Source organism: Actinosynnema sp. NPDC037264, assembly GCF_055603705.1.
Genome location: NZ_JBVJVK010000026.1, coordinates 22,744 through 48,908 on the forward strand (window position 1 = coordinate 22,744; position 26,165 = coordinate 48,908).

The following is a 26,165-nucleotide window of genomic DNA, read 5'->3' on the forward strand; positions in this document are numbered from 1 at the left end:
ATCGAAAACGATTGTCAGTCGCGCTCGATCAGGTGACCGACCACGTCCGGACCCGGGTGCGCGTGCCCCGAACCGTCACGGCGCTCGTCCGGCACGGGCAACTCCACCGGCGACCCGTTCCGCGCCGCACCCGCCGGCCGCGGCCCCACCCAGGCCAAGGCCAGGGCCGTCTCGCCCTTCAGGAACCGGTGCGCCCGCACACCGCCCGTCGCCCGGCCCTTCGCCGGGTACGCGGCGAACGGCGTCACCTTCACGCTCTGCCCGGTCGACGTGACCACCATCGGCTCACCGTGCTCGTCGTCGTCCGTGCGCACCGCGCCGAAGAACACCACCCGCGCGTCCGACCCCACGTTGATGCCCGCCATGCCACCGCCGCGCAGGCCCTGCGGGCGGACCAACGACGCGGGGTACCGCAACAGCGACGCCTCCGACGTCACGAACACCAGCGTCTCGTCCGCACTGGCCAGCCACGTCGCGCCGACCACCTCGTCACCCTCCTTGAGGGTGATCACCTCGAACTCGTCCGACCGCACCGGCCACTCCGGCGCGCACACCTTCACCGTGCCCGACCGCGTGCCCAGCGCCAGCCCCGGCGACCCGGTGTCGGTCAGCGGCGCGATGCCGACGACCTTCTCACCGGCCTCCAGCCCCACCAGCTCACCGGCCGCCATGCCACCGCTCAACGACACCGTGCCGCTCTGCTCCGGCAACACCGGCAACGGCAGCACGTCGGTCTTGAACGCCCGGCCCCGGTTCGTCACCACCAGCACCTGGCCGCGCGCCGTCGTGTGCACGGTCGCCGCCACCGCGTCGTGCTTGGTCCGCCCGTTGCGCCGACGCGCCTCCGACGACTCCTCCGACTCCGCCGCCGTCCGCGCCACCAGCCCCGTCGCCGACAGGATCACCTGGCACGGGTCGTCGGCGACCTCCAGCGGACCGGCGGGCTTCGACGCCGCCAGCACCTCCTTCAGGTCACCGTCGAGCAGCACGGTCCGGCGCTCCTGCTGGAGGTCCTTGGCCACCTTCGCCAGCTCCGCCGACACGACCTTCTTCAGCACGGCCGGGTCGTCCAGGATCTTGCTCAGCTCGGCGACCTCGTTGCGCAGCTTCTCCTGCTCCGCCTCCAACTCCAACGAGTCGTAGCGGGTCAACCGGCGCAGCGGCGTGTCCAGGATGTACGTCGCCTGGATCTCGGAGAGCTTGAACTTCGCCATCAAGCCCTCCTTCGCGGCGGCGGCGTTCTCGCTGCCCCGGATGAGCTTGATCACCTTGTCGATGTCCAGCAGCGCCTTGAGCAGGCCCTCGACCAGGTGCAGCCGGTCCTCGCGCTTGCGCCGCCGGAACCGGGTGCGCCGCGTGACCACCTCGTAGCGGTGCTTGAGGAACACCTCCAGCAGCGCCTTGAGCCCCAACGTCCGCGGCTGGCCCTCCACCAGCACCAGGTTGTTGATGCCGAACGACTGCTCCATCGGCGTGAGCCGGTACAGGTCCGCCAGCAACGCCTGCGGGTTCACCCCGACCTTGCACTCGATCACGACGCGCGTGCCGTTCTCGCGGTCGGTCAGGTCCTTGACGTCGGAGATCCCGGTCAGCCGCTTGGACTTCGTCACCTCGTCGGTGATCTTCTCGATGATCTTCTCCGGGCCGACGCCGTAGGGCAGCTCGGTGACCGTGATCGCCTGCCTGCCCCGGCTGCCCTCCAGCAACCCGGTCTCGACCTTGGCCCGCATCCGCACCACGCCGCGCCCGGTCTCGTAGGCCTTGCGCACCTCGTCCAGCCCGAGCAGCACGCCGCCGGTGGGCAGGTCCGGGCCCGGGATGAACTCCATCAGCTTGTCCAGCGTCGCGTCCGGGTGCGTCACCAGGTGCCGCGCCGCCGCCACGACCTCGCCCAGGTTGTGCGGGATCATGTTCGTCGCCATCCCGACCGCGATCCCCGACGTGCCGTTGACGAGCAGGTTCGGGAACGCCGCGGGCAGCACCGACGGCTCCTGCAACGAGCCGTCGTAGTTGGGCCGGAAGTCGACCGTCTCCTCGTCCAGCTCCCCGACCAGCAACATCGCCGCCGGCGACATGCGTGCTTCCGTGTAACGCGAGGCAGCCGGGCCGTCGTCCGGGCTTCCGAAGTTGCCGTGCCCGTCGACCAACGGGGTGTTCAGCGAGAAGTCCTGGGCCAGGCGGACCATCGCGTCGTAGATCGCGGTGTCGCCGTGGGGGTGGTACTTGCCCATGCAGTTGTGCACGACGAGACCGCTGACCACGAACGCGTGCTCGGGGCTCGACACCTGGATGTCGTAGGTGGTGTCCGGCGCGGCCGGCTCGACCGACACGACGTGCGGGAAGTGCTCGTCGGCGGCGTGGCGGGCGTTGCGGATCACCTGGACCAGGCCGTCCTGGCGCGGGCCGACGCCCGTCCAGCGCAGCAGCGCCACGGCGAGCGCGGCGGCGTCGCGGCCGGTGATCGTCAGGGTCGTCGCGGCACGGCGGGCGCGCAGGCCCGCGTCGGCCAGCACGGCGTGCTCGGCGTCGCCGCCGGGCAGGACGATGTCGCGGCCGTCGCGGACGTGGCCGGACGCGAGGAACAGGCCCGCGAGGAACGGCGTCCAGGACGACCGGTCGCGCAGCACGGCGTCCAGCCGGCCGGTCGCCGCCGCTTCGAGCCCGGCGTGCCGGGCGAAGGTGAGGGTGAGCCGGTCGCCGTCCTTTTCCCGGGACGCGGTCACGTCGTGCGCGATGGCCCAGCCGTGCGCGATGTCGACGGCGTGGACGTCGGTCGACTCCAGCCGCACGCGCCGGTCGGCGAGCACGTCACCGGACGCGGCCACCAGGCCGAGCACGAAACCGGACGCGTCGCCGTCGGCGAGCAGGTTCGCGTGCCGTTCGGAGCCGAAGCCGGTGGTGCGGGCGCCGACGAGGTCGCGGGCGGCGGTCCAGTCGGCGTCGGTCCAGCCGTCGCCGGTGTGGAACCGCTGGCCGGGCGTCACGAGCATCGAGTGGCCGTCCGACCAGGTGACGCGCACCAGTTCGGAGACCGGGTTCTCGTACACCTCGTCGACCGCGACCGGCTCGCCACGCCCGTCCAGGACGAGGTCGCCGATCTCGATCTCCTCGATCGGCCGCAGGCCCTCCGGCGTGGAGACGAGCGCGCCGCGCACGAAGCAGTCGCCGACCACGCGGGAGGACTTCACGTACGAGCTGGTCGGGCGGTAGCCCTGCTCGTTCATCGAGAACAGGATCCGGCGGTGCACCGGCTTGAGGCCGTCGCGCGCGTCGGGCAGTGCCCGGGAGTGGATCACCGAGTACGCGTACTCGAGGTACGAGTCCTCGATCTCGGTGGTGAGCGAGTTGTCGAAGACCTGGGCGCCCGCGCGGTCGAAGGCGGACGGGTCGACCCTGGTCGTGGGGGTCTTGCGGCGTGCCATGGTCGGTCGTTCCCTCGTGTGTCAGGCGGCTCAGATGTCGATCGCGGACTGGTCGACCCGGGCGGACGACTCGACGAGCCACGCCCGGCGCGGCTCGACCTTCTCGCCCATCAGCAACTCCAACGCGGCCTCCGCGGCTTCCGCGTCGTGCATGGTGATGCGGCGCACGGAGCGGGTCGCGGGGTTCATCGTGGTCTCCCACAACTCGTCCGCGTCCATCTCGCCGAGGCCCTTGAACCGGGGCACCGGCTTGACCACCGTCTTGCCCGCCTTCTCCAGCCTGGCGACCTTCTGCTCCATCTCGCGCTGGGTGAAGGTGAAGTGGGTCTCCGGGTTGCGGCCCTTGGTCATCACCTTGTGCAGCGGGGGCATCGCGGCGTAGAGCCGCCCGTCCTCGATCACCGGCCGCATGTACTTGGCGAACAGGGTGATCAGCAGCGTCCGGATGTGCGAGCCGTCGACGTCCGCGTCGGCCATCAGGATCACCCGGCCGTAGCGCATGGTGTTGAGGTCGAACGTCCGCCCGGTGCCCGCGCCGAGGACCTGCACGATGCTGGCGATCTCGACGTTGCGCAGGGTGTCGGCGAGGCTGGCCTTCTGCACGTTGAGGATCTTGCCGCGCAGCGGCAGCAACGCCTGGTACTCCGACACGCGCGCCATGCGAGCCGAGCCGAGGGCGCTGTCGCCTTCCACGAGGAACAGCTCGCTGCGGGCCACGCCGGTGGTGCGGCAGTCGACCAGTTTCGCGGGCATCGCGGCGCCTTCGAGGGCCGTCTTGCGGCGGGCGGCGTCCTTCTGCTGCTTCTGGGTCAGGCGGACGCGCGAGGCGTCGACGACCTTCTGCAGGACGAGCTTGGCCTCGCCCTTGGTGCGGCGGTCCTCGGTCCAGGCCTTGATGTGCTTCTCGACGACGCCGAGCGCCACCTTGGTGATGCCCGCGGTGGAGAGCTCGTCCTTCGTCTGCGAGGTGAACTGCGGTTCGGGGATGCGGACGTGGACGACGGCGGTCATGCCCTCCAGCACGTCGTCGAGCGTCGGCGGGTCCTCCTTGGGCTTGAGCAGGCCCCTGGTCTTGCCGATCGCGTCCTGGACCGACTTGAGCACCGCGCGTTCGAAGCCGCGGCGGTGGGTGCCGCCGTGCACGTTGCGGATGGTGTTGGTGAAGCACTCGACGATGCGCTCGTAGCCGGTGCCCCAGCGCAGCGCGATCTCGACCTCGGCGTGGCGCTCCACCTTGGACCGCATGACGCCGTTCTCGTCGGCCGCGTTCTCGTGGTAGACGCCGGCGCCGGTGATGAGCAGCGTGCCGGTGACCGGCTTGTCGCCGGTGGGCGCGAGGTAGTCGACCATGTCGACCAGGCCGCCCGGGTAGTGGAACGTCTCCTCGCTGATCGCGTCGTCGGTGGCGACGCGCAGGGTGTAGGTCACGCCGGGCACGAGGAACGCGGTGTTGCGCAGCTTCGTGCGGACGGCCTCGACGTCGAGCGCGGCGCCGTTCTCGAAGTAGCGGGCGTCGTACCAGTAGCGGATGGACGTGCCGGTGCGCTTGGTGCGGCCGGTGACGCGCAGGCCCGACTGGCGGGTGAAGCCGGCGTCGGGACCGGGCCCGTCGAACACGCCGGGCACGCCGTGGGCGAACGACATCTCGTGCGTCTTGCCCTCGCGGCGGACGACGACGTCGAAGCGGTGCGACAGGGCGTTGACGGCGGACGCGCCGACGCCGTGCAGGCCGCCGGAGGTCTTGTAGCCGGAGCCGCCGAACTTGCCGCCGGCGTGCAGCCGGGTGAGGACGAGCTCGACGCCGGACAGGCCGGACTTGGCGTGGGTGCCGGTGGGGATGCCGCGGCCGTCGTCGTCGACCTGGACGCTGCCGTCGGCGTGCAGGGTGACGACGATCTTGGTGGCGTGGCCGCCCACGCCCTCGTCGGTGGAGTTGTCGACCACCTCGGTGAACAGGTGGTTGATGCCCCTGCTGTCGGTGGACCCGATGTACATGCCGGGGCGCTTGCGCACTGCCTCCAGACCCTCCAGGTGGGTCAGGTCGTCGGCCCCGTACAGGATCTCAGCGGTCACCGGGTCGTTCTCCCCAGGTCGTGGCGTGTGTCGAGCGGCGTTCACGGTAGCCGAGCGAGGCGCGCGAGCACGCGCGGTCCCCGTTGTCCGGATACGGTCGGGCACGTCGTCGGTGTGGTTCACCGCGATCTTGTCATACTCGAACACAGGTTCGAACATGGAATCAGAACGGAGCACGCGCGCCCGCGGAGCACCCGCCGGGCCGGTTACCCGTCGCAGGTCCGGCCCACGCCTGGCGCGGGCGTGGCTGGTCGGATCGGTGTTCGGCGGCGTGCCGTCGACCGTGCACGTGCTGTGCACCGATGGTGACGTTCTGCGGTCGACGCGGGCGGCGGCGTCCTTGCTCGGCGGCACGGGTGTGATCCGCGGCGCGGTGGCCCACCTCGGCGTGTCGGCCTTCTGGACCGCCGTGCTGGCGGCCGTCGACCGGCGGTGGCCGTTGGACGCCCGCACCGGCGCGGTGGCGGGCGCGGTGATCGCGGCGGTGGACCTGGAGCTGGTCGGGCGGCGGTTCCCGGCGGTCCGGGAGCTGCACCGGGCGGCGCAGTGGGCGGACCACGTGGCCTTCGGCGCGCTGGTCGGAGCCGCTCTGAGGTCCACAGTGGACGAGGGTGGAGCAACGCGCCCGACCTCGATCGGGTGAATCCGCGTAGAGTGCTGGCGTTCCCGCACTGTCGTGCCTGGAGGTGATCGGGCGCCTTGAAGTTCCGACGTGCCGCACCGAAGGAGCGTGCCCCGCAGGTGGAGCCGGTGGTCGAACGAGAGCCCATGGCGGCGCCACCGGCGCCCGCACCCGCGCCCGCTCAGTTCTCGGCCTCGTTCGCCGGGGCGACGCTGATCGTCGGGCCGCCCGGTGGCGCGAGCCCCGCGGCGGTCGCGCTCGGCCGGAGCCTGCCGGTCGACCGCGGTCGCACGGTGGTCGTCGTCGAGCCGCCGGCCGGTGACGAGACGTCGTTCTGGCCCGCGGTGGCCGCCGCGCTGCACGGCAGAGGGCCGGTGCGGCTGATGACGCCCCACTCGGGCTCGATGCGGCCGACGGCTCCCGCGCAGTGGCTGACCGAGCAGTTGCAGGCGGAGGTCGTGGCGCCGGACGGCGCGGTCACCACCGTGCCGGGCGCCGCGTTCGTCGCGGGCAACGGCGGGTACGGCTGCTGGCTGCGGTTCCTGCCGGGCGCGTCGCCGGTGCCGATGGGCAGGCGGTTCCCGGTGCCGAACTGGGAGGCGGTCGACCCGAACACGCCGTGGCCGACGGGCGAGGTGGGCATCTCCGAGCCGATCCCGGCCGGGCTGTGGCTGCGGGCGCAACGCGCGCAGTTCGACCCGCAGGCGCCGGACGCGCGGGCGGTGATCGGGCTGCCGTGCCGGGACAACGTGCTGACCGTCGTGATCGGCGGACCGGGCCAGCCGGCCATCCCGACCGAGGAGGTGTGCCGCCTGCTCGGCGGGCTGCCGTCGGTGGCGCGGTCGCGGGTGCGGCTGGTCTGGTACGGCGGCGAGCACCAGGCGCAGGCGGTGGCGGAAGGGCTCGGCGAGCCGATCTCGCTGTACACGGGCCTGCCGGTGGGCGCGCTGCGCAGCGGCGCGGCCGTGGTGGCGGTGAACCCGCGCGGGCAGCAGACCTGGCGGCCGTACGTGACCGAGGTCCGCTACGCGCCGGGTGGAGCGCCGGTCGTCTCGGGCTACCGGGTGCCGGTGCAGGGGCTGGTGGAACGCGGGCCGGGCATCTTCGACCTGGGTGGCGGCGTGGTGCTCGAGGTCGTGCCGTCCGGGCTGTGGGTGCGTGACGCGGAGGACAACGGACCGGAGGTGCGGGCGCTGCCGGTGGACCCGGAGTGGGCCCGGCTGACCGTCGGCTCGCCCGGCCGCACGACGGCGGGCGCGGTCGCGGTGGCGGGCGCGTCGCTGGTGGAGCGGCTGGAGCCGGAGGTGCGGCGGCTGCTGAAGGTCGTGTTCTGCGACCCGTCGCCGATGCCGCGCCCGCCGGTGGCCGAGGAGCCCGCGCCGCCCGTGACCTCCGACGAGCCGGTGCCGCTGAGCGTGGACGGCCCGCTGGCGGACTCCCCCGCGCCCGTGTGGGGTGAGCAGGTGGGCGAGGAGGTCGTGCCGGTCGACCACCGCAGCACGGAGCCGGAGCGCGACGCGGTGCGCCGGATGCTGGGCGAGCGGTACGGCGAGCACGCGGCGGTGGCGTGCCGGCACATCGTGGAGCGCCCGGACGACCCGGAGGCGTTCGAGGCGGTGGTGACGGACCTCGCGGCGGTGTCGGCGTGCCTGCGCAACGACGAGGAGATCCTGGTCGAGGCGCTGCGCAGCGGGAAGCTGGGCCGGTTGTGGCCGTACGCCGCGTCGGTGGTGTCGGGGCTGCGCCGGTTGCCGACGCACCAGGGCGTGACGGTGTGCTGGGGTGACGCGCGCCGGTTCCGCACCGGTGACGTGCTGGTGGAGCACGGTCTGCTCAACACCGTCGCGGGGCCGCAGGTGCCGGTCGACGGGCGGGTGGAGTTCCTGCTCTGGTCGGTGACGGGTCGGCGGGTCTCGGTGGTCGACTCGTTCGGCAGCGTGGTCCAGGAGCGGGTGCTGTTCGCGCCGGGCACGGCGTTCAAGGTGCTCGCGGTGGTGGAGGCGGAGGAGTCGGCGCCCATGCAGGTCATGGCGCAGGAGGTCGTCGGTCGGCACCACGAGCTGCCGCCGGGCGTGCTGGGCAGTCTGGAACGGGCCGCGATCGCCCTCCGCAACCACGCCCGCGCCACCGCGTGAGGTCAGGGCGGTAGGCGGGGCGGCGGCAGGCGGGGCGACACGGCTCGGCAGGCGCTGACCCCCAGGCAGGCAGCAGCCTGAGCGGTGGTGCGTGCCTGAGCACGCCTCAGTACGCGACCGCGCGGTCGGCGAAGTTCGGTGCGGGGGCGACGCCGGCCGAGGACGGGTAGGAGATCCGGTCCGGCACGCCGTCGGACGTGTAGCGCTGCGCGGGCGAGGCGGCCAGCTGGTCGAGCCACACCGTGGAGCCGTAGCGGGCGTCCTCGCCGGTCGGGTCCTGTGACCGGATGCGGGGCGTGCGCGCCGGGTCGAAGTCCGCCGCGTACGGGGACGGCGCCGGGCCCGCGCCCACCATCAGCACGCACGCGTACTCGTACTGCGTGCCCTCGTAGCCGCCGCGCAGGGCGAGCGTGCCGTTCGACGGGATCGCGCCGAACGGCAGCGCCAGGCTCGACACCTGGTAGTCCGGCACGGCCCGCTGGATCTCCCGCTGCCCGGACGCGATCGCCTCCTGCACTCCCCCGTCGTCGGTCAACGCGAGGTTGGTGTGGTCGCGCGTGTGGTTGCCGATCTCGAACCCGTGCTCGCGCAACCAGCGCAGGGCCGCGCCGTCCGGCGACCCGAACGGCCCGGCGTTGACGTACAGGCTGGCCACCGGCCGGAAGCCGGGGTGCCGCGCGGCGACGTCCAGCAGGATGGCGATGGCCGTGCCGGCCGCGGGCTTCCCGTCGGCGCCGAGCGCGAACTGGGTCGCGTCGCCGTCGTCGAACGTCAGCACGACGGGGTGCGCGCCGGCCGGGAGGTCGATGCGCCCGGTCGCGTACTCGGTCGTGGTCACCGGCACGTACCCCTCGGCGGCCAACCGCTCCAGCTCCGCCCGGAACGCCGCCGGCGTCCGGTCGTAGACGGACGTGGTCTGCTCGACGAGCCGGTGGTACATCAGGATCGGCACCTGGCCGAGTTCGTTCGCGCCCACGGCCGCCGGGTCGGGCGGCGCGGAGGAGGACGGCGCGGCGGACGAGGAGCGCGCGGGCAGCTGCGCCGCGGCCTCGTCGGGCGGCCCCGCGCCGGGTTGGCCGGCGCAGCCGCAGCACAGGGCCGCGACGAGCGCCACAACGGTCCGGACCGGCGTCGACGTGGTGTTCACAGTCGAATGGTTCCGCGCCGCGGCCGGGTCGACACCGTGGTACACCCCTTCGGATGACCTTGGGTTTGGCGCTCCGCCACCCGGTCAAGTCGCTGATGACCGATGCCTCGCCAGATCGGAGTCACCCGATGTCGGAATCGCCCCGGAAGCTCAAGCGCGTGCTGATCCCAGTCGTCGGCGTCGTGGTGCTGCTGCTGATCGCCGGGGTCGTCACGACGATCGTCCACGGGCGCGGTGTCGGCCTCGCCGTGGCGGAGCTGGGCGACGGCACCGCTGTCACTCCTTCGGGTGTAGAGCGCGTGTCCATCACCACGGCGGAGGTCAGCGGGCTCGACCGTGTCACCGTGCACGTGGACGGACAGCCGGTGGAGGCGCGACGCGCCGACGGCCGCATGACGTTGACCGGGGTCAAGCTCGCCGAGGGCAGGCACACGCTGTCCGTGCGGGCGGCCAACCCGCTGCCCTGGATGCCCGACGTGGAGGTGCAACGCGAGTTCACCGTGGACGCCACACCGCCCGCGCTGAAGGTGGACGTGGTCGAGGCCGAGTCGCCGCGCGGCCCGGTGACGGTGAAGGGCAGCGCGGACGGCGCGGACACCGTGCGGGTGGGCGACCAGCGGGTGCCGGTGCGCGACGGGAAGTTCGAGGTCTCGCTGGAGTCGGCGGCCACCAGCGTCCGGGTCGAGGCCAGCGACGCCGCGGGCAACGCGCAGCGCCAGGAGGTCGCGGTCAAGGTCACCCACCCCGGGATGCGAGGGGTGCACATGAGCGCCGCCGCGTGGGCCACGGCGTCGTTGCGCGACCCGGTGCTGGCGATGGCGCGCGAGGGCCGCATCGACACCGTGCAGCTCGACATCAAGGACGAGAGCGGCGAGATCGGCTACGACTCGCAGGTGCCGCTGGCCAGGCAGATCGGCGCGAACCGCAACTACTACGACGCCCGCGCCGTGCTCGACGAGCTGCACGGGATGGGGCTGCGGGTGGTCGGCAGGCTGGTGGCGTTCCGCGACCCGGTGCTCGGCAAGGCGTCGTGGCAGGCGGGCGCGCGCGACCGGCTGGCGCAGAACTCGTCCGGTGCGCCCTGGTCGGCGCACTACGGCGAGTACGCGTTCACCAACTTCGCCAACCCCGAGGTGCGGGCGTACAACACCGCGATCGCCGGTGAGGCCGCGTCGCTCGGCTTCGACGACGTCCTCTACGACTACGTGCGGCGGCCGGACGGCCCGATCGGGCAGATGGTGTTCCCCGGCCTGACCACCAGCCCCGAGCAGTCCATCGTGGACTTCCTGAAGGAGAACCGGGCGGCCGTGCGGGAGCACGGCGCGTACCTGGGCGCGTCGGTGTTCGGCATCGCCGCGCACAGCCCGACCGACGTGGCGCAGGACATCCCGGCCATCTCCGCGCACGTGGACTACGTCGCGCCGATGGTCTACCCGTCGCACTGGGGCCCGAACGAGTACGGCGTGGCCAACCCCAACGCCATGCCGTACGAGATCGTGCGGGCGTCGGTCGCGGACTTCGTCCGGATGACCGGGGGCACCGGCGCGACGGTGATCCCGTGGCTGCAGGCGTTCTCGTTGGGGCACAACTACGGCCCGGGTGAGGTGCAGGCGCAGGTGCGCGCCACCTCAGAGGCGGGCGCGCCGTCGTTCCTGCTGTGGAACGCGGCCTGCACGTACGGCTCGGCGGGTCTGGAGCCCGCATGAGGGTGGTTTCCGCGGTGCCCTACCTGACCGGCGTCTGCCTGGCGGCGACGACGGTGGTGGCGTTGGACGTCGGGATGGAGGCCCGGCCGGCGACGGTGGCGTGGCCGTCGGCCCGGGTCGTGCCGTCGGTGTCCTCGCCCACGCCGTCGGAGGAGCGGAGCGCGCCGTCGGTCGACTCGTTGCGCTCCGGCGCGGACCTGCCGGCCGGTCCGCCGTTCCCCGAGCAGGGCGCGGGCACCTGGCACGTCGTGCCGCCGTCGGGCTCGGCCCCCGCGTCCGGCATCACGTACGCGGTCGAGGTCGAGGACGGGGTGGCGCTGCCGCACGGCGACGACTCGTTCGCCGCCGTGGTCGACCACGTGCTGCGGCACCCGCGCGGGTGGGCGAGCCGGCACGCGTTCCGGCGGGTCGGCGGTGAGGTGGAGCCGGAGCTGCGGATCCGGTTGACCTCGCAGCGGACCGCGCGGTCGTTGTGCGGGTTCGAGCTGCCCTACGACACGTCGTGCCGGGTCGGCTCGACGGTGCACCTCAGCTCGGCGCGCTGGTTCCGGGGCGCGCACACCTACGGCGACGACCTGCGCGGTTACCGGACCTACGCGGTCAACCACGAGGTCGGGCACTTCCTCGGCCTCGGCCACGAGGTGTGCCCGGCGGACGGCGCGCCGGCGCCGGTGATGATGCAGCAGACGTTGAGCGTGGACAACGACGGGCTGGCGTCGATCACGACGGGCAGCGACCAGGGTGTCGTGGTCGTGCCGGACGGGAAGTCGTGCACGCCGAACCCCTGGCCGTGACGGTCGGGGACCTCAGGTCGGCGGGGAACTCCGTCGAGCGCGTCCCACCCGGCCCGCGACCGAAGAGGTCGGCTTGACGCCACCGGCCGGAGCCCGTGGCGGAACGGCCGCCGTCGCGCGGACGCGCCTCCGCGCGACGGCGGCCACGTGGGTCACCCCGCCGCGGCCGTCCTGGCCCGCTGCTCGGCGACCAGGTCGCGGTACCAGTGGAAGCTCGCCCGTGGCGTGCGGACCAACGTCTCGTAGTCCACGTGCACGAGGCCGAACCGGTGCTTGTAGCCGTGCGCCCACTCGAAGTTGTCCAGGAACGACCAGACGAAGTACCCGCGCAGGTCGACGCCCGCGGTGATCGCGTCGTGGGCCGCCGCGAGGTGGGTGCGCAGGTAGTCGATGCGCTCCTGGTCGACGAAGCCGGGGTTGTCCGGGTACACGCACCCGTTCTCGGTGACGTAGACCGGCGGCAGGTCGGGGTAGCGCTCCTTCAGCCCGACCAGCGTCTGGGTCAGCCCGCCCGGCTCGACCGGCCAGTTCATCGCGGTGCGGGGGACGTCCGGCAGGCGGGTGGTGTCGATGCCGATGTCGATCGACGTGCGGGTGGCCGGGTTCGGGTCGCGGTGCGGCGCGTCGGCCACGTGCTGCCGGTAGTAGTAGTTGATGCCCACGTAGTCCAGCGGCGTGGAGATCAGCTCCAGGTCGCCGTCCCGGCGGAAGGACAGGTCGGTGACGCCCGCGAACGTCTCCTCGTAGTCGTCCGGGTAGCGGCCGGCGAACAGCGGTTCGGTGAACTGGCGGCGCAGCAGCAGGTCGTGCCTGCGCGCCGCGGCGACGTCCGCGTCCGACGAGGTGACCGGGGTCGACGGCGACTGGTTCAGCACGATGCCGAACTCGTGTCCCGGCGTGCCGCGCATGGCCCGCACCGCGAGCCCGTGCGCCACCATCAGGTGGTGCGCGGCGGAGAGGGAGCCGTGGCCCTCCCGCGCGCCGGGCGCGTGCCTGCCCTCGCCGTAGCCGACGATCGAGGACACGTACGGCTCGTTGAACGTCGTCCACTTCGACACCCGGTCGCCCAGGGCGTCGTGCACGACCACCGCGTACTCGGCGAACCGCTCCGCGGTGTCCCGCGACCGCCAGCCGCCCAGTTCCTCCAACGCCTGCGGCAGGTCCCAGTGGTACAGGGTGAGGAACGGCTCGATGCCCCGCTCCAGCAGCCCGTCGACCAGCCGGCGGTAGAAGTCCAGCCCGCGCTGCTCGACCGCGCCGGCGCCGGTCGGCAGGATCCGGGGCCACGCCACCGAGAACCGGTACGCGTCCACGCCGAGCTCGCCGAGCAGCGCCAGGTCCTCCGGCATCCGGTGGTAGTGGTCGCAGGCGACCGCGCCGGTGTCCCCACCGGCGACCGCGCCCGGCACCGCGCCGAACGCGTCCCAGATCGACGGTCCTCTCCCGTCGGCGTCGACGGCGCCTTCGATCTGGTAGGCCGACGTGGCGACGCCCCAGCGGAATCTTTGAGGGAAGTCGGTCATCCTTTGAGAGCTCCTTGCATGATTCCGCCGACGATCTGCCGGCCGAACAGGAGGAACACCGCGAGCACCGGCACGGTGCCGATCGTGGCCGCGGTGAGCACGAGGGTGTAATCGGTGGTGTAGCCGCTGGCCAGGGTGGACAGGGCGGTCTGCACGGTGGGGTTCTCCGGTGGCAGCACGACCAGCGGCCAGAAGAAGTCGTTCCACGCCTGCATGAACGTGAACAGGCCGAGCACGGCGGCGGCCGGGCGGGCGGCGGGCAGCACGACGTGCCAGTACAGGCGCAGCGAGCTGCACCCGTCCATCCGACCGGCTTCCAGCAGCTCGTCGGGCACCGCGCGTTCGAAGTACTGGCGCATGAAGAACACGCCGAACGCGGTGACCAGGCCAGGCACGATGACCGCGTGGAGCTCGCCCGCCCAGCCGAAGTCGCTCATCATCATGTACAGCGGGATGACGCCGAGCTCGGTGGGCACGGCCTGGGTGGCGACGACGAGCAGCATGAGCGCCGACCGGCCGCGGAACTTCAGCTTGGCGAAGGCGAAGCCCGCCAGGGTGGAGAAGAACACCACCGACACGGTGATGGTTCCCGACACGATCAGCGAGTTCGTCATCGCCAGCGCGAAGTCCGACTGGTCGAATACCCGGGAGATGTTGGCGAACAGGTTGCCGCCGGGCACCAGCACCGGCGGCACGCTGTCCACCTTGTCGGGCGTCTGCGACGACACGACGAGCGACCAGTACACCGGGAACGCCGACCCGGCGAGCACGGCGATCAACGCCGCGTAGGTCCACGGTCCGGGCATCCGCAGCATCCCGCGCCGCCGACGGTGCGGCGCGGGCGCGCCGGGCGCCAGCGGTTCGAGCACGGTGGTCATGGTGTCCTCTCAGTCCGTCCGGATGCGGCGCGCGGCCAGGTAGCTCAACCCGGTGATGAGGACCGTCGCGATGACCAGCAGCCAGGCGATGGCCGACGCGTAGCCGAAGTCGAACTTCGAGAAGCCCTGCTCGTAGAGGTAGAGCGCGGCGGTCTGGAACTGCCGGTCCGAGCCGCCGGTCGCGGCGCCCGCGCCGGGGTTGAACAGCAGCGGCTCGGCCAGCAGCCGCATGTTGCCCGCGGTGGCGATCACCGTGGAGAAGATGATCTGCGGGCGCAGCATCGGCACGGTGATCCGCCAGAACTGCTGCCACGCGCTCGCGCCGTCCAGCCGGGCCGCCTCGTACACGCTGCTCGGGATGGCCTGCATGGACGCCAGGAAGATCAGCGCGTGGTAGCCGGTCCAGCGCCACACCACCATCGCGGCGATGGCGGTGTGGGAGCTGCCGGTGCCGGCCTGCCAGTCGATCCGGCCGGCGCCGAACAGCTCCAGCACCCAGTTGATCAGCCCGAAGTCGCGGCCGAACAGCTGCGCGAAGATGATCGTCACCGCCGCCACCGAGGTGATGTTCGGCAGCAGCACGCCCATCCGGAAGAACGTCCGGCCGCGCAGCCGCCGGTTGAGCAGCTGCGCGATGCCGAGCGCGAACAGGATCTGCGGGACGGTGGTGAACAGCCACAGGCTCAGCGTGTTGCCCATCGCGTTCCAGAAGTACGGGTCCGCGGTGAGCAGTTCGACGTAGTTGTCCACGCCGATGAACGTGGCCGCGTCGCCGTCGAGCAGGTTGCGGTCCTGCATCGACACCCACGCGGTGTAGAGCAGGGGGAACAGGCCGAACACCGCGAACAGCAGGAAGTACGGCGCGATGTAGGCGTACGGCGCGTAGCGGATGTCCCACCGGTGGCGGCGTTCGCGCCAGTCCTTCTTCATCAGTCTTCGAGCCTCTTGACGTCGCCGACGAACTGGTCCCAGGACTCGTCCGGGCTCTGCTTGCCCTGCTCGACGCGCTGCATGGCGTTGCCGAGCTCGGTCTGCACGTCACCGGCCTTGGGGCCCTGGTACTGCGGCTTCAACGCGCGGGCGGCGTCGGTGAAGACCTTGCCGACGGGCGCGTTGTTGAAGAACGGGTCGGCCTTCTGGGCGACCGACTGCTCGCTGTAGAGCTTCGGCGCGGACGGGAGCAGGCCCGCGTTGGCGAAGACCTTGGCCTGCTGCTCGGGCGCGGTGAGCCAGGTGACCAGCTCGACGGCCTTGTCGACGTTCTTGCCCTGCTTGGGCACGGTCAGGTACGAGCCGCCCCAGTTGCCGCCGCCGCCGGGCACGGCCGCGAGGTCCCACTTGCCCGCGGTGTCCGGGGCCTGGTCCTTGATCTTGGCCATCATCCAGGCCGGGCAGGCGAGGGTGGCGAACTGGCCCTGCTTGAAGCCGGTGTTCCACTGCGGGGTGCTGTGCAGCAGCCCGGCGGACAGGCCGTCGGCGACGCCTTGCGCGACGAGGTTCCAGCCCTTCTTGATGTCGGCGTTCTCGCCCACGACGATCTTGTCGCTCTTGTCGTAGTAGCCGGTCGGGGCCTGGCCGACGATCGCGTTGAGCACGGTGGGGCCGCCGTCGAAGAACTTGGCGCCGGCCGGGGCCTTGGCGGCGAACTGCTTGCCGGTGGCCATGAACTGCTCCCACGTCGGCCACAGCGCCGAGACCTGGTCGCGGTCCGACGGCAGGCCGGCGGCCTCGAACAGGTCGCGGCGGTAGCAGATGGCCAGGCCGCCGATGTCGGTGCCGTAGCCGATCTGCTTGCCGTCCTTGGACAGCGAGCCCTCCCACTTCCAGTCCAGCCAGCGGTCCTTGATGTCGGACTTCAGCTCGACGAACTGGCCGGGGTTGGCCTTGAACTGGTTGATGTAGCCGACGTCGACGGCCTCGACGTCCGCGGCGCCGTTGTTCGTGGCGAGGTGGGCGGCGAGGTTCTTGTGGTGGTCGGAGTAGGAGGCGGTGCGGTCGGTGATGTCGATGTCCGGGTGCGCCTTCTCGTACTCCTCGAACAGCTGCTGGTAGCCGAAGTTGCCGAACAGCCCGATGGTGATCCTGGTCTTGCCGTCGCCCGCGCCGCTGCCGCAGCCGGTGGCGACCAGGGCGGCGGCCAGCAGGCTCGCGCCGACCAGGGTCGGAGTTCGTCTCATAACGCGGCTCTCCTTCTCCATCAATGAGCGGGCCGTTTTCGGGCACGCCGGACACGCGTTGGGTCGATCCGGGGGTTTCCGGCGAATTCGACCGGGGTTCGCACCCCGCCGCTGTGGTGTACATGACAGCCCCGGCCCGCGACACCGTCAAGTAACGAAACCATAACCTGGCCGTTCCCACGCTTCGACGTTTCCGCAGGTGATACCGTGTCCACCCTGGTCAGGACGCACTGGCTGAGCGGCTGAAACCGGTTACAAAGAAAGGGCGGCAGATGACCACGATCCGTGAGATCGCCCAGCTGTGCGGGGTGTCGGTGGCGACCGTTTCACGCGTTTTCAACCAGCCGCTGACAGTCAGCAAGGAAAAGCGCGAAGTGGTCGAGCGGGTGGCCCGCGAGCTCGACTACCGGCCCAACGAGTCGGCCCGCGCGCTGGCCACGAAGAGGTCCGGGCTGATCGGTTTGGTGTGGGACACCGACCACCGCAGGCCCGGCTGGCGGCACCCGTACCTGCAGGAGTTGCTGATCGGGTTGAAGTCGGCGCTGAGCGCGCACGGCTACCACCTGTTGATGCTCGCCACGAGCGGGTCGGCGGCGCTGCGGGCGGTCGGCGCGTCGCTGGCGGACCCGGTGGCGTACGTGAACATGACCCGGCGGCACCACCTCGGCGGGCTGGTGCTCATCGACAGCGGGTCCGACGCCTCGGCGTTCACCGCGTTCGCCCAGTCCGGGCTGCCGTGCGTGGCGGTGGACGTGGACGTCGACGGGCCGCGGGCGACCTACGTGACGTCGGACAACGTCGGCGGCGCGGCGATGGCGGTGCGGCACCTGGTCGGCGCGGGTCACCGCCGGATCGCCACGATCACCGGGCCGCGGGCCAACCGCCCGGCGGCGGACCGGCTGGACGGCTTCCGCTCGGCGATGGCCGGGGAAGGGCTGGCGGTGCCGCCGGAGTACGTGGTGGAGGGCGACTTCTACCGGCCCAGCGGCCAGGCGGCGATGCGGTCGCTGATCGCGTTGCCCGAGCCGCCGACGGCGGTGTTCTGCGCGAGCGACGAGATGGCGGTCGGCGCGTTGCTCGCGGCGCGCCACGCGGGGCTGCGGGTGCCGGACGAGCTGGCGGTGGTGGGGTTCGACGACATCGAGCTGGCCGCCCTGGTCGACCCGCCGCTGACCACGTTGGCGCAGGACAAGGCGGGGATCGGGGTGGCCGCGGCCCGCGCCGTGCTGACCATGGTGCACGGCGGCGAGAAGCCCGCGCCCGCGTTCCTGCCGACCAAGCTGGTGGTGCGCGCGTCCAGCCGGTGAGCCGCTCCGGTCAGCAGGTCAACGCCGGGGTGCTGTGCGGTGGCCCGAACTCCAGGCGCAACGAGTCGGTGCGGGGCACGACGAACGCGGTGCCGGACGACGTGCGCCACGTCGCGGGCAGGAACACGTACTGGCCCCCGGACTGCAGCAGCAGCTTCAACCCGTCGTAGCGGTACTTGTGGGCCGCGTCGGGCTGCGCGCACGTCACCTGGCGCACCCCCTCGCCGGTCAGGTTCAGGCTCTCCCCGCTGTAGACGACCAACGCGGGCATCTCCGGCACCCGTGCCTCGGTCTCGGCGCCGCGCCGCGTCCCGACCGCGCTCGAGTAGTCGCCGACCGCCCAGAACAGGCCGATGCTGACCAGCAGGAACGCGGCCACCGACTCCGCGACGCCGAATCCCGCGCCCTTGCGGCCACGGCCCGCCGTGACGCTCCACCGCCGCCACGCGAACGCCAGCAGGACGACGCCGACCGCGAAACCCAGCCCGGGCAGACCGGGGTAGCCGCGGTACGGCTCCGGGTCGACGGTGATCGGCACCGTCACCGCGAGCAGGGCGGCGCCGAGCACGGCGGCCACCGGCGCGCAGACCCGCAGGAACGCCGCCCACCGCCGCGCGGACAGCCGCGTGCGCAGGTAGCGGGCCAGGAAGGTGACGAGCAGGACGGCGATCGCGAACCCCGCCAGCGGCATGAACAGCCCGTCCGCGCCACGCGCCAGGATCTCGTCCGAGGTCTGGCCGAGCAGCGTGTAGTGCACCCGGAAGTGGGCGAAGAACACCTGCGTGGCCACCAGGCCGAAGAAGTACAGCAGGGCCGTGAGCAGGGTGGTGTTCGCGACCACCGACGCCACGATCCGCAGCGCCCGCGGCGGCCCCGTCTGCGGATCGGCCAGGTCGGGCACGGCCGGCGAGGCGGGAGCGGTGACGGTGCGGCGCGTGCTCACCACGCTCACCTACCGGCCGAGGTCTTCGTGACCGTCGTGGTCGTGGTGGTCGTGGTCGTGGTCGTGGTCTTCGTCGACGGACCTCCGGGGTCGACGGTGCCCGACCCGGTGGTGCCGTCGCCAGGGCACTGCGGACCGTGGTAGATGATCACGGTGCCGCCCCGGTCGACTGGGTTGGGCGAGATCTCCGAGATGCAGCCGGTGCTACCGCGCAGCTTCGTGACCACCTTGATGTGGCACCGGCTCGGGCCGCACTGCTCCTCCAACTGGGCCTCGATCGTCCGCTTCTTCTCCTCCGGGCCCTGGGCCAGGCGGCTGGGGTCGTAGCGGATCGGGCTGCCGGGCGCTCCCGGTTTCCCCGCCGTGGTGGACGAGGGCGCCGGTGGTGTCCCCCGAGTACCCGATTCGTCCCCGCCGGGATCCGTCGCCTCGGGTTCCGTCGCCTCGCCCGGCTCGGGTTCGGCCGCGGTGCCCTCCTGGGACGCCTCCGTCGACTGAATCGTGGTGAGCTGCGAGGACACCGGCTTTCCCGGCACGTCGGAACACCCGACGACCACCGCGCAGACCAGCACTGCGAACGATCTTCCGGTCGACCGCCTCATCGGTAACCACCGCCCTGCCATCTCCCTGCGGTTTCACCCATTAGGAGTTTCGGGGCGCGTCCTCGGATACACCGAGTGGACCAGCGTCCACCGCTGATCAGACGTTGCGGCGGTACTGGCCTCCCACCTCGAAGAACGCCTCGGTGATCTGACCGAGCGTGCACACCCGGGCCGCGTCCATCAGCACCGCGAACACGTTCTCCCCCGACGCGGCGGCCTCCTTCAGCCGGCGCAACGCGGGCTCCGCCTCGGCCGCGTGCGCGGCGGCGAACGCGCGCGTCCGCTCGACCTGCGACCGCTTCTCGTCCTCGGTCGCCCGCGCCAGCTCGATGGTCACGTCCTCCCGCTTCCCGTCACCGGGCAGGAAGGTGTTCACCCCGATCAACGGCAGCGAACCGTCGTGCTTGCGCTGCTCGTAGAGCATCGACTCGTCCTGGATCCGGCCGCGCTGGTAGCCGGTCTCCATCGCGCCCAGCACGCCGCCGCGCTCGGAGAGCCGGTCGAACTCCGCCAGCACCGCCTCCTCGACCAGGTCGGTCAGCTCGTCGACCACGAACGAGCCCTGCAACGGGTTCTCGTTCGCCGACAGGCCCCACTCCTTGTTGATGATCAGCTGGATCGCCATCGCCCGGCGCACCGACGACTCCGTCGGCGTGGTGACCGCCTCGTCGTAGGCGTTGGTGTGCAACGAGTTCGTGTTGTCGTACAGCGCGCACAACGCCTGCAGCGTGGTCCGGATGTCGTTGAAGTCCATCTCCTGCGCGTGCAGCGACCGACCGGACGTCTGCACGTGGTACTTGAACTTCTGCGACCGCTCGTTCGCCCCGTACCGCTCGCGCATCGCGATCGCCCAGATCCGCCGCGCCACCCGGCCGATCACGCTGTACTCGGCGTCCATGCCGTTGGAGAAGAAGAACGACAGGTTCGGCGCGAAGTCGTCGACGTCCATGCCGCGCGCCAGGTACGACTCGACGTAGGTGAACCCGTTGGCCAGCGTGAACGCCAACTGGCTGATGGGGTTCGCCCCGGCCTCGGCGATGTGGTAGCCCGAGATCGACACCGAGTAGAAGTTGCGCACCTTCCGCCGGATGAACCACTCCTGGATGTCGGCCATCATCCGCAGGGAGAACTCGGTGGAGAAGATGCAGGTGTTCTGCCCCTGGTCCTCCTTGAGGATGTCCGCCTGCACGGTGCCGCGCACGGTCGACAGCGCCCACGCCTTCAGCTCGTCCGCCTCGGCCTCGGACGGCTCGCGGCCGTGCTCGGCGCGGAACTTGTCGACCTGCTGGTCGAGCACCGTGTTGAGGAAGAACGCCAGGATCGTCGGCGCCGGGCCGTTGATCGTCATCGACACCGACGTGGTCGGCGCGGTGAGGTCGAACCCGTCGTAGAGCGCCTTCATGTCGTCCAGCGTCGCGATGGACACACCGGACGTGCCGACCTTGCCGTAGACGTCCGGCGGGGTGTCGGGGTCGCGGCCGTACAGCGTCACCGAGTCGAACGCGGTCGACAGCCGGGTCGCCTCCGAGCCCTGCGACAGGTACTTGAACCGGCGGTTCGTGCGGAACGCGTCGCCCTCGCCCGCGAACATCCGCGCCGGGTCCTCGCCGTCGCGCTTGAACGGGAACACACCCGCTGTGTACGGGAAGTGGCCGGGCAGGTTCTCCTTGCGCAGGAACCGCAGCAACGTGCCGTCGTCCTCGTAGCGCGGCAACGACACCCGCCGCACCTTGTTGCCGGACAACGTCTCCCGGGTCAGCTTGGTGTGGATCTCCTTGTCCCGCACCCGCACGACCATCTCGTCGCCGCTGTAGGCCTCCACCACCCGCGGCCACGACGCCAGCAGCTCCGCGGACACCGAGTCGACCCGCTCCTGCGCGGACTCCAGCAGCGAGGTGATCGCCGCCGTGTCGTGCCCGGCCCCCGCCAGCTCCTCGCGTGCCGCGCGCAGGTGGGCGACCCGCCGCACCGCGTCCACGTGCGTCTCGGTGGCGCGGTGGTAGCCGCGCACCGCCTCGGCGATCTCGGCCAGGTACCGCACCCGCGTGGGCGGCACCACGGTCGCCGCCGACGTCGACACCTTCCCGGTCACCACCGGCAGCACGCCCTCGGCCACGTCCAGGCCGCGTTGCGCCAGCTCGCCGCGCAGGTGCTGGTACAGGGCGGTCACGCCGTCGTCGTTGAACGTCGCCGCCGACGTGCCGAAGACCGGCATCTCCTCCCACGAGGCGCCGAAAGCCTCCCGGTTGCGCACCAGCTGGCGGGCCACGTCGCGCCGCGCGTCCTCCGCGCCGCGCCGCTCGAACTTGTTGATCGCGACCGCGTCCGCGAAGTCCAGCATGTCGATCTTCTCCAGCTGCGACGCGGCGCCGAACTCGGGCGTCATCACGTACAGCGAGAAGTCGACGAACGGCACGATCGCCGCGTCGCCCTGGCCGATGCCCGGCGTCTCCACCACGACCAGGTCGAACCCCGCCGCCTTGCACGCCAGGATCGCGTCACCCAGGCCGTCGGGCACCTCCGAGCCCGCCCGGCGGGTCGCCAGCGAGCGGAAGAAGACGCGGTCGCCGTCCAGGCAGTTCATCCGGATCCGGTCGCCGAGCAGCGCGCCGCCGCCACGACGACGCGTCGGGTCGACCGCCAGCACCGCCACGCGCAGCTTGTCCTGCTGGTCCAGCCGGAACCGGCGCACCAGCTCGTCGGTCAGCGACGACTTGCCCGAACCACCCGTTCCGGTGATTCCCAGCACCGGCACCGAGCGCTCGCCCGCGACGTGGACCATCCGGTCGCGCACGTCCGCCGGCAGCACGCCCGCCTCGATCAGCGTGATCGCCCTGGCCAACACGTCCTCGTCGCCGGTGAACAGCCCGTCCCACGACGACGGTCGGCGCTCGGCCAGCGGCTCGTCGCACGCCTCCACCATCGTGTTGATCATGCGGGCCAGGCCGAGCTCCTGCCCGTCGGCGGGCGAGAAGATCCGCGCCACGCCGCGCGAGTGCAGCAGCTCGATCTCCTCCGGCACGATCACGCCGCCGCCACCGCCGAAGACCTTGATGTGCTCCGCGCCGCGTTCGGCGAGCAGTTCGACCAGGTAGCTGAAGTACTCGACGTGCCCGCCCTGGTAGGCGCTGATGGCGATGCCCTGCACGTCTTCCTGCACGGCCGCGGCGACGACCTCGCGCACCGACCGGTTGTGGCCCAGGTGCACCACCTCGACGCCCTGGGACTGCAGGATCCGACGCATGATGTTGATCGCGGCGTCGTGCCCGTCGAACAGGCTGGCCGCGGTCACGAAGCGGACCGGGTGCAGCGGGGTGTGCAGCGGGGCAGCGGTCACGACTGGCTCCTTCGGCAGCGCGGAACTGCGTCCAGATTACTAGGACATCCGTCTATCGGAAGTACTAGTGAGTTGTGCGACAGGTCACCCGAGGCACCGAGAACCCGGACAAATCGGACCTATCCGACCGACGTCGATCGTTTTCGCAACCCTGGCCGTACCCCTCTCCGAACACGCGTGTAACTTCCGTCCAAACGGGGTAGAGGATCTTCCATGAGCAGCACACCTATCTACGACGAGCTGGCCGCCATCCTGCTCGCCGACCACCCGGGCACCGCCGATGCGGCCGTCGCCGGGAAGCCGCAAACCGAGTCAGCCGACGAGCCGTCCAAGCAGGTCCGCACCGGTGGCCGTCGTCGCAAGCCCGAGCCGGATGCCTGATCTTCTTTAGTCAGCACTGAAGCTATAGAGCTTGTTGGGGTCGAACGGGTGTTCGACCCTCGGGTTATGCTGACCTCATGCAGGTGTCGCTGTTCGACGACGGCGCCGAGGCCCCGGCGCTGCGCCCGCTGACCGGTGTGCGGCGGACCGAGCTGGGCGACGGCGCGTGGGTCGACGTGCTGCCCGGCTGGCTGACCGGCGCGGACGCGTTGTTCCGACGCCTGGTCGCCGAGGTGCCCTGGCGGGCCGAGCGCAGGCAGATGTACGAGCGCGTGGTGGACGTGCCGCGCCTGCTCTGCTTCTACGGCGAGGACGCGCCGCTCCCCGATCCCGTGCTGACCGCGGCGCGGGACGGGTTGAGCGCCTGGTACGCCGAGGAGCTCGGCGAGCCGTTCCGCACGGCGGGCCTGTGCTACTACCGCGACGGCCGCGACTCCGTGGCGTGGCACGGTGACACGATCGGGCGAGGTTCGACCGAGGACACGATGGTGGCGATCGTGTCCGTCGGGGCGCCGCGCGCGCTGGCGTTGCGCCCGCGCGGCGGCGGGGCGACCCTCCGGTACGCGCTCGGCCACGGCGACCTGATCGTCATGGGCGGGTCGTGCCAGCGGACGTGGGAGCACGCCGTGCCCAAAGCGGGCAAAGCGGTCGGACCGCGCGTCAGCATCCAGTTCCGCCCGCGCGGCGTGCGCTGATCACCTGGAATTCTGCTGCTTGTGGAGCATGACCGCCGTCACTACCCTCCCTCTGGGAGCGCTCCCAGAACGCGTTGCGAACATCCTCAAAGGAGAGCGGTATGCGGCAACGGAGATCCATCTTCGGCGCTCTGCTGGCGGCTGCGGTAGCCGTCAGCGGGGTCGTCGCGGTGGCGACGGCGGGACAGGTCACGGCGGCCCCGGCCGGTGGTTACCTGCACACCGCGGGCAGCAAGATCGTGGACAGCACCGGCGCGACGGTCCGGCTGACCGGCATCAACTGGTTCGGCATGGAGACCGACAACAAGACCTTCCACGGGCTGTGGTCCAACCGCACGTGGAAGCAGCAGCTCGACCAGATGGCCTCGCTCGGCTACAACACGCTGCGCGTGCCCTTCTCCAACGACGCGCTCAAGCCGGGCGCGACGGCGTCGGGCGTCAACGACTTCACCAACCCCGACCTGGTCGGGCTGTCGCCGTTGCAGATCCTGGACAAGGTCATCGAGTACGCGGGCCAGAAGGGGATGCGCATCATCCTCGACCGGCACCGCCCGACCAGCGCCGGGCAGTCCGCGCTCTGGTACACCGCGACCGTGCCGGAGAGCACCTGGATCGACGACTGGAAGATGCTCGCGCAGCGGTACGCGGGCAACACCACCGTGATCGGCGCCGACCTGCACAACGAGCCGCACGCCGAGGGGACCAACCCCAACGCCACCGGCGCGTGCTGGGGCTGCGGCGTGGTGGCGCGCGACTGGCGGCTGGCGGCCGAGCGGGCGGGCAACGCGATCCTGTCCGTGCAGCCGAACTGGCTGATCTTCGTCGAGGGTGTGAGCTGCCCGAGCGGCGGGCTGTCCGACACGTGGGACAACGACCCGTCCAACGACGAGGACTGCGGCTGGTGGGGTGGCAACCTGTCCAAGGCGGGCGAGTTCCCGGTGCGCTTGGACGTGCCGAACCGGCTGGTCTACTCGCCGCACGAGTACGCGACCTCGGTGTTCGAGCAGAAGTGGTTCAACGCGCCGGACTTCCCGGCGAACATGCCCGCCATCTGGGACAAGTACTGGGGCTACCTCCACAAGAGCAACACCGCGCCGTTGATGATGGGCGAGTTCGGGTCGACGCTGGCCAACCCGAAGGACAAGGTGTGGCTGGAGAACCTGATGGCCTACACCGGCAAGGGTGTCGACGGCATCTCGTTCACGTACTGGTCGTGGAACCCGAATTCCGGGGACACGGGCGGGATCGTGGGTGACGACTGGACCACGGTGAACCAGGCCAAGCAGTCCATCCTGCAGCCGTACCTGATCCCGCCGACCGGTGGGACCACTACGACGACCACGACCACTACCACTACCACTACGTCCGGGGGCAACGGCTCGGGGGCGTGCAAGGTCGCGTGGCGGCAGGACAACGCGTGGCAGGGCGGCTTCCAGGGTTCGTTGACGGTGACGAACAGCGCGACGAGCGCGGTGAACCCGTGGAAGGTGGTGTTCACGCTGCCGACCGGTGCGACCATCGGCAGCGGGTGGAACGGGACGTTCAGCCAGACCGGGTCGACCGTCACCGTGACCGCGCCGTCGTACGCGCCGTCGTTGGGTGCGGGTGCTTCGGTGTCGCTCGGGTTCACCGCGAACGGCACCGCTGGGGCGCCGACCGGCGTGACGCTGGGCGGAGCCGCCTGCACGGCGTGACGCCGGGGCGGGGCCGCCTGTGTCGCATGGCATCGGGCGGCGCCGCCGTGCGTCGCATGACACCAGGCGGCGCCGCCGTGCGTCGCGTGACCGGGGGGCGGCGCGGCCTGCACGGCGTGACGCCCTGAGCTCGCCGCGAAACGCGGCGCGGCGGGTGCCCGGGTTGCTACCCGGACACCCGCCGCGCTGGACGCGAGCCAGCGTTTGACCGCTCGGCCCCTGAACGCTCAGTCCTTGAACGCGTCCTTGACCTTCTCGGCCGCCTGCTTGAGGTTGCCCTTGACCTGCTCACCCCGGCCCTCGGCCTCCAGGTCGGGATCGTCGGTCGCACGACCGGCCGCTTCCTTCGCCTTGCCCTTGACTTCGTCGGCCTTGGCGTCGAACTTGTCGTCGATACCCATGACGCCCGGGTACCCCCGCCGGGACCGGGGAAACGGCCGACGGTCGCGATCATCGCGGCGGTGGTCGGGGTGGCGGTCGGGGCGGTGGGTGGGTAGGCCGGTGGTTGCTCGCGGACCTCTTTGTTTCAACCGACGTTTCAGGGCAATGGTAACGGCGTCTTTTTTGATCGTCGGCGGCAAGATCACCCGATCGTGGAGCCCGTGATCAGGAAAGGTGCAGGTCAGGGTTGGGATGAAGAGTTGGTCCCACGTGTTGCGGCGGGGGGGGGGGGGGGGGGGGGGGGGGGGGGGGGGGGGGGGGGGGGGGGGGGGGGGGGGGGGTTGGTTT

19 protein-coding genes are annotated in these 26,165 nt (G+C 71.4%); 8 read left to right on the forward strand and 11 right to left on the reverse strand.

Annotated features, from left to right (window positions below; all coding sequences use genetic code 11):
- Positions 1 to 14 precede the first annotated feature (14 nt).
- Both ACZ7GX_RS25620 and ACZ7GX_RS25625 read right to left on the reverse strand, forming a co-directional pair.
- The gene (locus tag ACZ7GX_RS25620; RefSeq protein WP_498780165.1) at positions 15 to 3,422 is read right to left on the reverse strand and encodes a DNA topoisomerase (ATP-hydrolyzing); all 3,408 of its coding nucleotides are present in this window, start codon (positions 3,420 to 3,422) and stop codon (positions 15 to 17) included.
- 30 nt (positions 3,423 to 3,452) lie between these two features.
- Positions 3,453 to 5,495, reverse strand: a complete 2,043-nt coding sequence (locus ACZ7GX_RS25625) for a DNA gyrase/topoisomerase IV subunit B (RefSeq protein WP_498780166.1) — start codon at positions 5,493 to 5,495, stop codon at positions 3,453 to 3,455.
- 157 nt (positions 5,496 to 5,652) lie between these two features.
- On the opposite strand from ACZ7GX_RS25625, the gene ACZ7GX_RS25630 reads away from it, so the two are divergent.
- Positions 5,653 to 6,138, forward strand: a complete 486-nt coding sequence (locus ACZ7GX_RS25630; protein ID WP_498780167.1) for a hypothetical protein — start codon at positions 5,653 to 5,655, stop codon at positions 6,136 to 6,138.
- Positions 6,139 to 6,263: 125 nt separating this feature from the next.
- Positions 6,264 to 8,252 (forward strand): hypothetical protein, encoded by a 1,989-nt coding sequence (locus ACZ7GX_RS25635; RefSeq protein ID WP_498780168.1) that lies wholly within the window; start codon positions 6,264 to 6,266, stop codon positions 8,250 to 8,252.
- 106 nt (positions 8,253 to 8,358) lie between these two features.
- Here ACZ7GX_RS25635 and ACZ7GX_RS25640 read toward each other — a convergent pair whose 3' ends face one another.
- Positions 8,359 to 9,399: a polysaccharide deacetylase family protein gene (locus ACZ7GX_RS25640; RefSeq protein ID WP_498780169.1), complete on the reverse strand. Its 1,041-nt coding sequence runs from the start codon at positions 9,397 to 9,399 to the stop codon at positions 8,359 to 8,361.
- A gap of 158 nt (positions 9,400 to 9,557) precedes the next feature.
- Here ACZ7GX_RS25640 and ACZ7GX_RS25645 point away from each other — a divergent pair, with 158 nt between their 5' ends.
- Both ACZ7GX_RS25645 and ACZ7GX_RS25650 read left to right on the forward strand, forming a co-directional pair.
- A complete protein-coding gene (locus ACZ7GX_RS25645) occupies positions 9,558 to 11,105 on the forward strand; it encodes a putative glycoside hydrolase (RefSeq protein WP_498780170.1) in 1,548 nt (515 codons plus the stop codon).
- Positions 11,102 to 11,899, forward strand: a complete 798-nt coding sequence (locus ACZ7GX_RS25650) for a DUF3152 domain-containing protein (RefSeq protein ID WP_498780171.1) — start codon at positions 11,102 to 11,104, stop codon at positions 11,897 to 11,899. Before ACZ7GX_RS25645 ends, ACZ7GX_RS25650 begins: the two co-directional genes overlap by 4 nt.
- A 152-nt stretch (positions 11,900 to 12,051) precedes the next feature.
- Here the strand turns inward: ACZ7GX_RS25650 and ACZ7GX_RS25655 are convergent, their stop codons facing one another.
- The 4 genes from ACZ7GX_RS25655 to ACZ7GX_RS25670 are packed head-to-tail and all read right to left on the reverse strand — an operon-like array spanning position 12,052 to position 16,477.
- Entirely contained in the window at positions 12,052 to 13,422 is a 1,371-nt protein-coding gene (locus ACZ7GX_RS25655; protein ID WP_498780173.1) for a GH1 family beta-glucosidase, read from the reverse strand.
- A complete protein-coding gene (locus tag ACZ7GX_RS25660) occupies positions 13,419 to 14,300 on the reverse strand; it encodes a carbohydrate ABC transporter permease (RefSeq protein ID WP_498780175.1) in 882 nt (293 codons plus the stop codon). Before ACZ7GX_RS25660 ends, ACZ7GX_RS25655 begins: the two co-directional genes overlap by 4 nt.
- 9 nt (positions 14,301 to 14,309) lie before the next feature.
- Positions 14,310 to 15,230, reverse strand: a complete 921-nt coding sequence (locus tag ACZ7GX_RS25665) for a carbohydrate ABC transporter permease (protein WP_498780177.1) — start codon at positions 15,228 to 15,230, stop codon at positions 14,310 to 14,312.
- Complete coding sequence (locus ACZ7GX_RS25670; RefSeq protein WP_498780179.1) at positions 15,230 to 16,477, reverse strand: ABC transporter substrate-binding protein; 1,248 nt, start codon at positions 16,475 to 16,477, stop codon at positions 15,230 to 15,232. Before ACZ7GX_RS25670 ends, ACZ7GX_RS25665 begins: the two co-directional genes overlap by 1 nt.
- Positions 16,478 to 16,749: 272 nt before the next feature.
- Here ACZ7GX_RS25670 and ACZ7GX_RS25675 point away from each other — a divergent pair, with 272 nt between their 5' ends.
- The gene (locus ACZ7GX_RS25675; protein WP_498780180.1) at positions 16,750 to 17,784 is read left to right on the forward strand and encodes a LacI family DNA-binding transcriptional regulator; all 1,035 of its coding nucleotides are present in this window, start codon (positions 16,750 to 16,752) and stop codon (positions 17,782 to 17,784) included.
- Between the two features lie 10 nt (positions 17,785 to 17,794).
- Here the strand turns inward: ACZ7GX_RS25675 and ACZ7GX_RS25680 are convergent, their stop codons facing one another.
- The 3 genes from ACZ7GX_RS25680 to icmF form a co-directional block, all read right to left on the reverse strand.
- A complete protein-coding gene (locus tag ACZ7GX_RS25680) occupies positions 17,795 to 18,727 on the reverse strand; it encodes a hypothetical protein (RefSeq protein WP_498780182.1) in 933 nt (310 codons plus the stop codon).
- Positions 18,728 to 18,732: 5 nt separating this feature from the next.
- On the reverse strand, positions 18,733 to 19,263 hold the full coding sequence (locus tag ACZ7GX_RS25685; protein WP_498780183.1) for a hypothetical protein: 531 nt from the start codon (positions 19,261 to 19,263) through the stop codon (positions 18,733 to 18,735).
- 163 nt (positions 19,264 to 19,426) lie between these two features.
- Positions 19,427 to 22,666 carry a fused isobutyryl-CoA mutase/GTPase IcmF gene (icmF, locus tag ACZ7GX_RS25690; RefSeq protein WP_498780184.1) on the reverse strand — a complete coding sequence of 1,080 codons (3,240 nt, stop codon included), beginning with the start codon at positions 22,664 to 22,666 and terminating at the stop codon, positions 19,427 to 19,429.
- 213 nt (positions 22,667 to 22,879) lie between these two features.
- Here icmF and ACZ7GX_RS25695 point away from each other — a divergent pair, with 213 nt between their 5' ends.
- From ACZ7GX_RS25695 to ACZ7GX_RS25705, 3 genes are all read left to right on the forward strand, one after another.
- Complete coding sequence (locus ACZ7GX_RS25695) at positions 22,880 to 23,047, forward strand: hypothetical protein (RefSeq protein ID WP_498780186.1); 168 nt, start codon at positions 22,880 to 22,882, stop codon at positions 23,045 to 23,047.
- A 77-nt stretch (positions 23,048 to 23,124) separates the two neighbouring features.
- Complete coding sequence (locus ACZ7GX_RS25700) at positions 23,125 to 23,742, forward strand: alpha-ketoglutarate-dependent dioxygenase AlkB (protein ID WP_498780188.1); 618 nt, start codon at positions 23,125 to 23,127, stop codon at positions 23,740 to 23,742.
- A gap of 101 nt (positions 23,743 to 23,843) precedes the next feature.
- A complete protein-coding gene (locus ACZ7GX_RS25705; RefSeq protein WP_498780190.1) occupies positions 23,844 to 25,436 on the forward strand; it encodes a cellulase family glycosylhydrolase in 1,593 nt (530 codons plus the stop codon).
- A gap of 227 nt (positions 25,437 to 25,663) precedes the next feature.
- Here the strand turns inward: ACZ7GX_RS25705 and ACZ7GX_RS25710 are convergent, their stop codons facing one another.
- Positions 25,664 to 25,837, reverse strand: a complete 174-nt coding sequence (locus tag ACZ7GX_RS25710) for a CsbD family protein (protein ID WP_498780192.1) — start codon at positions 25,835 to 25,837, stop codon at positions 25,664 to 25,666.
- Positions 25,838 to 26,165: the final 328 nt, after the last annotated feature.